This is a genomic window from Streptomyces sp. URMC 129 (assembly GCF_051386415.1).
Taxonomy (GTDB): domain Bacteria; phylum Actinomycetota; class Actinomycetes; order Streptomycetales; family Streptomycetaceae; genus Streptomyces.
The window spans coordinates 1-4,091 of the sequence record NZ_JBPQTQ010000228.1 but is presented as its reverse complement, the minus strand read 5'-3'; the positions used below and the strand labels follow the sequence as shown (position 1 = coordinate 4,091).

Below are 4,091 nucleotides of genomic sequence, written 5' to 3'. Positions count from 1 at the left end.
AGCCGGGGCCGGGACCGGGCACCGGGGCTCCCCCGGCGCGGTACCACGTCCTGTACCTGGGTGCCAGCCCCACCGGGCAGCAGGTCCTGCGCGCGGACCGGGGCCTGCGGGAGGTGCAGGACGCGGCACGGGCGGGCGGGCGGCTGCGGGTCACCGCGTACCCGGCGGCGCGGACGACCGACCTGCGGAACGTGCTGACCGAGCGGCCCCGGCCGCACATCCTGCACCTGGCCTGCCACGGCGTCGACGGGCGGCTGGTCTTCGAGGACCCGTTCGGCGAGGAACACCGCCTGGACGCCCGCCAGGTGGCGGACACCCTCCGGCTCTACCGGTCCGAGTACGGCATCCGCCTGCGCGGCCTGGTCCTCGCCTCCTGCGACAGCGCCGATGTCGTGGCCCTCTTCGAGGGCTCGGCCGACACGGTGGTGGCGCACACGGGTCCGCTGGACGACCTGTGTGCCAACGTCTTCGCCGGGGAGTTCTACCGGGCGCTCCAGCTCGACGGGAACGTGCGGGCCGCGGCCCGGGTCGCGGCGCAGCACGCCGCGAACGCCGACGACAGTTGCTCCATGCTGCGGACGGGACTCGTCGTGCTCCCCGACCGCTGAAGGACACCGACGCGCGATGGAGGACGAGGACGAGATGGGTGAGGGGTCATGGAGATAGAACTGCCGACGCCGGCGATGCGACCGCTGACGATGGCGTCGGACGACCCGGTGCGCGGCCCGGCCGACGGCCCGGCGGTGCCGCCGCTGACGGGCCGGGTGCTCTTCGGCGCGCCTCTCTCGGTGCCGCTGACACCGGAGTTCGCCGCGAGCGACCCCGAACTGGAGCTGTTCGTGCGCCAGGAGGCCGCGCACAGCGTCTATCACCTGGTCCGCCTCGGGATCGGCTTCGCCGAACAGCCGCCGACGCCGCGCCTGGAGAGCGCCTCGGTCCATCTGGTCCTGAGCGCGCCGGGCGCGGCCGTTCAGCCGGTCGCCTGGTCGATGACGCCCGAGCGCGTGACGGAACAGCGGGAGCGGCAGCGGACGGTGACGCTCAGTCCGCAGTTTCTCTTCGGCGGCCTGGGCGAGGTGAGCACGACGACCACGGCGGTGGCCGAGGGCACGCCGTTCCTGCTGGCCCTGGGGGCCCGCACCTCCGAGCCGCGCTGGGTCCTGCGGCGGACGCGGGCGATGCCGCTGGTGGGCGACCAGCCGCTGGCCCTGATCGTCAGGGCGCCGCGCGGGGTGCCCGCCTCGATCGCCGCGACCGTGCACGCGAGTACGAAGAGCACGCTGCTGCGCCGTTACCGGGCGCTGCCCGAACCGCTGGAGCTGGTCAGCCCGTTGTGAGAACGGCCGGCCGGCTGGTGGGCCGGCCGGCCGTTCCGCGGCACCGGGCCCGGGTGGTCAGGCGCGGGCCGGGGTGCGGCGGGAGGAGCGCAGGAGCGGGAGCAGGTTGAGCAGGAGGCCCCCGGCGGCGACGGCGGTGACCAGGTTGATGCCGGGGCGGTAGGGGCCGATGTCGGCGCTGCCGGCGGTGGTGCCGGTGACCACGGCGGTGACGACGGCCAGCACCAGGGCGGCGCCGACCTGGCCCGAGGTCTGCACCAGGCCGGAGGCCAGGCCCTGTTCGGAGTCGTCGATGCCCTCGGTGGCCTGGGCCATGATCGCGCTGAAGCCGAAGGCGAAGCCGCCGCCGAGAAGCAGCATGGTCGGCAGGATCGTGGCCGCGTAGCCGGGGGTGGTACCGGCGGTGGCCAGGAACCAGACGTAGCCCAGGCTCATCGACGCCATCGAGGCGAGGATCAGCGGCGGCGTTCCGTAGCGGTTGATCAGGCGCCCGGTGAGGGGCGAGCCGACGGCGACCACGATGCCGGCCGGGAGCAGGCCGAGCGCCATCCGCAGGGGCGACCAGCCCAGGCCGTCCTGGAGGTACAGCGTCATGAGGAACTGGAAGCTCAGGTAGGAGCCGAAGAGTCCGATGATGCTGAGGTTGGCGCGCACGACGGTGGCGACGCGGAGGATGCCGAAGCGGACCAGCGGGTGGGCGACGCGCTTCTCGACGGCCACGAAGGCGGCGAGGAGCAGGATGGCCAGCGCGAACGATCCGAGGGTCAGGGGCGAGCCCCAGCCGCGTTCGGGGGCGGAGACGACGGTGTAGACGGCGAGCAGCATGCCGCCGGTGAGGGTGGCGGCGCCGGCCAGGTCGTGGCCGCCGGTCTCGGCGGGCCGGTCCCGGGGGATCAGCACGTAGCCGAGGACGAGGGCCAGCACGGCGAGCGGCACGGGGGTCAGGAAGGTCCAGCGCCAGCCGAAGCCGGTGAGGAGCCCGCCGAGGATCAGGCCGGAGGAGTATCCGGTGGCGCCGAAGAGGGAGAAGACGGACAGCGCCCGGTTGCGGGCGGGGCCCTCGTGGAACGTGGTGGTCAGGATGGACAGCGCGGTGGGCGCGGTGAAGGCGGCGGCCAGGCCCTTGACGAAGCGGGTGGCGATCAGCAGCGGGCCGCTGTCGACCACTCCGCCGAGCAGCGAGGCGGCGGCGAAGACGGAGAGCGCGATCAGGAAGACCCGGCGGCGTCCGAGCAGGTCCGCCATCCGGCCGCCCAGCATCATCAGGCCGCCGTACCCGAGCACGTAGCCGTTGACGATCCACTGGAGCGAGGTGGCGGACAGGCCCAGCTCGCGGCCTATGGAGGGCAGGGCGACGCCGACCATGGAGACGTCGAGGCCGTCGAGGAACAGCACCAGGCACAGCACGGCCAGCACGCCCCACAGACGTGGGGTCCATTTCTGCTCCGCCGCCGCAGGCGTCGACGCGGCGGGCGGGTGGGTCGGCGTGGCCGGGGTGGCTTCGGTGGAAAGGGACATGGCCGCGACACTACATGCATGAGCATCTACTGTCTACGCATAAAATGCGGATGCAATAAATCCGCTTGCATGTTATTAAGGGGTGCGCTACCGTTCACCTCGTGTCCGCTGATGCCACGCTCGTCGCTCGCTGGCGCTCCCTGTTGTCCCAGTACAGCCGGATCGCCAACGATCTCGACCGCGTGCTGCAGGCCGGGCACGGCCTGACCGTCAGCGACTACGAGGCGCTGGACCGGCTGCTGGCCTGCGAGGGCCGCAAGGTGCGGGTGCAGGATCTGGTCGAGGAGATGCACCTGAGCCAGAGCGCCCTGTCCCGCACGGTCGCCCGGCTGGAGAAGTGCGGGCTGGTGTGCCGGGGCATGTGCGACACGGACCGCCGCGGCGTGTTCGTGACGCCGACCGAGGCGGGCCGCGCGGTGCACGAACAGGCACGCAAGACCTATCTGGACGTCCTCGCCCAGCACTTGGGCGACTGACGCCTCCGCCGCTCCCGGGCGTCCGCGGGGGGACGCCCGGGGGTCGACGGCGGTGGGGACGCGGAGCGCGCCCGCGGCAGCGTTCTCGTCAGAACTGCGCGCCGAAGGCGGCCTGTTGCCGGCGCAGCAGGCGACCCCGCATCAGGCGGGCCACCGGGAGGGCCGGGACGCCGCCGCGTTCGCCGGCTTCCGCGACCGCGGACAGCCACGGCGGCATGAACGACAACGTCCAGCGGGGTGCGGACTTGACCATGTCGCGCTCGAACCGCTTCCAGAGCGCGGCGTCGAGCGCCGGGGCGAGCCGGTCGAGCAACTCCCGTTCCTCGTCGGCGGTGTGGGTGCGCAGCAGGTCGTGCGTGGCGCGGGCCGCCGCCGACAGTTCGTCACCGCCGGTGCCGTCCTCCCCCAGGCGCTCGATGGCCTCGGAGAGGCGCGTCTGCGACTCCTCCAGCTCCTCGTGCTCCTGCTGGAGCAGCTTCAGTGCCGCCGGATCGGCGCCGCGTTCGCTCAGCCTGGGCCACAGGACCTCGTCCTCGCCCTGGTGGTGGTGTTCGATGATCTGCGTGACGCGCCGTGCGTAGGTCCGCAGGTGCCCGACACGCTCGGCGTCGGGCTTCGCGGAGAGGGCGGCTGCGGTGCGCGCGATCCGGTCCAGGTCACGCAGCATCGCGCGGTGCGCGAGGATCATCGTCTGGTGCGCCTTGGGCAGGCTGTCCATGGGCGGGTTCACGGGACTCCTTCCGGGTGGGGGGCGAGGGCG

5 protein-coding genes are annotated in these 4,091 nt (G+C 73.1%); 3 read left to right on the top strand and 2 right to left on the bottom strand.

Features of this window, described 5'->3' with window-relative positions; genetic code table 11:
* Together ACSNOC_RS27140 and ACSNOC_RS27135 are read left to right on the top strand one after the other, a co-directional pair.
* Positions 1-608: CHAT domain-containing protein (locus ACSNOC_RS27140; protein WP_436750225.1), on the top strand; the 608-nt coding region annotated here is incomplete at its 5' end.
* A gap of 48 nt (positions 609-656) precedes the next feature.
* Entirely contained in the window at positions 657-1,337 is a 681-nt protein-coding gene (locus tag ACSNOC_RS27135) for a hypothetical protein (RefSeq protein ID WP_436750224.1), read from the top strand.
* A gap of 57 nt (positions 1,338-1,394) precedes the next feature.
* On the opposite strand, the gene ACSNOC_RS27130 is transcribed toward ACSNOC_RS27135, so the two are convergent.
* Positions 1,395-2,855 carry an MFS transporter gene (locus ACSNOC_RS27130; RefSeq protein WP_436750223.1) on the bottom strand — a complete coding sequence of 487 codons (1,461 nt, stop codon included), beginning with the start codon at positions 2,853-2,855 and terminating at the stop codon, positions 1,395-1,397.
* 101 nt (positions 2,856-2,956) lie between these two features.
* Between ACSNOC_RS27130 and ACSNOC_RS27125 the strand changes: the two genes are divergently transcribed.
* A complete protein-coding gene (locus ACSNOC_RS27125; protein WP_436750222.1) occupies positions 2,957-3,331 on the top strand; it encodes a MarR family winged helix-turn-helix transcriptional regulator in 375 nt (124 codons plus the stop codon).
* 88 nt (positions 3,332-3,419) lie between these two features.
* Here the strand turns inward: ACSNOC_RS27125 and ACSNOC_RS27120 are convergent, their stop codons facing one another.
* Complete coding sequence (locus ACSNOC_RS27120) at positions 3,420-4,061, bottom strand: hemerythrin domain-containing protein (RefSeq protein WP_436750221.1); 642 nt, start codon at positions 4,059-4,061, stop codon at positions 3,420-3,422.
* Positions 4,062-4,091 lie beyond the last annotated feature (30 nt).

Excerpts from the sequence above, each read along its gene's own strand:
- ACSNOC_RS27135 (WP_436750224.1), top strand. The coding sequence starts at position 657 with ATGGAGATAGAACTGCCGACGCCGGCGATGCGACCGCTGACGATGGCG.
- ACSNOC_RS27130 (WP_436750223.1), bottom strand. The coding sequence starts at position 2,855 with ATGTCCCTTTCCACCGAAGCCACCCCGGCCACGCCGACCCACCCGCCC.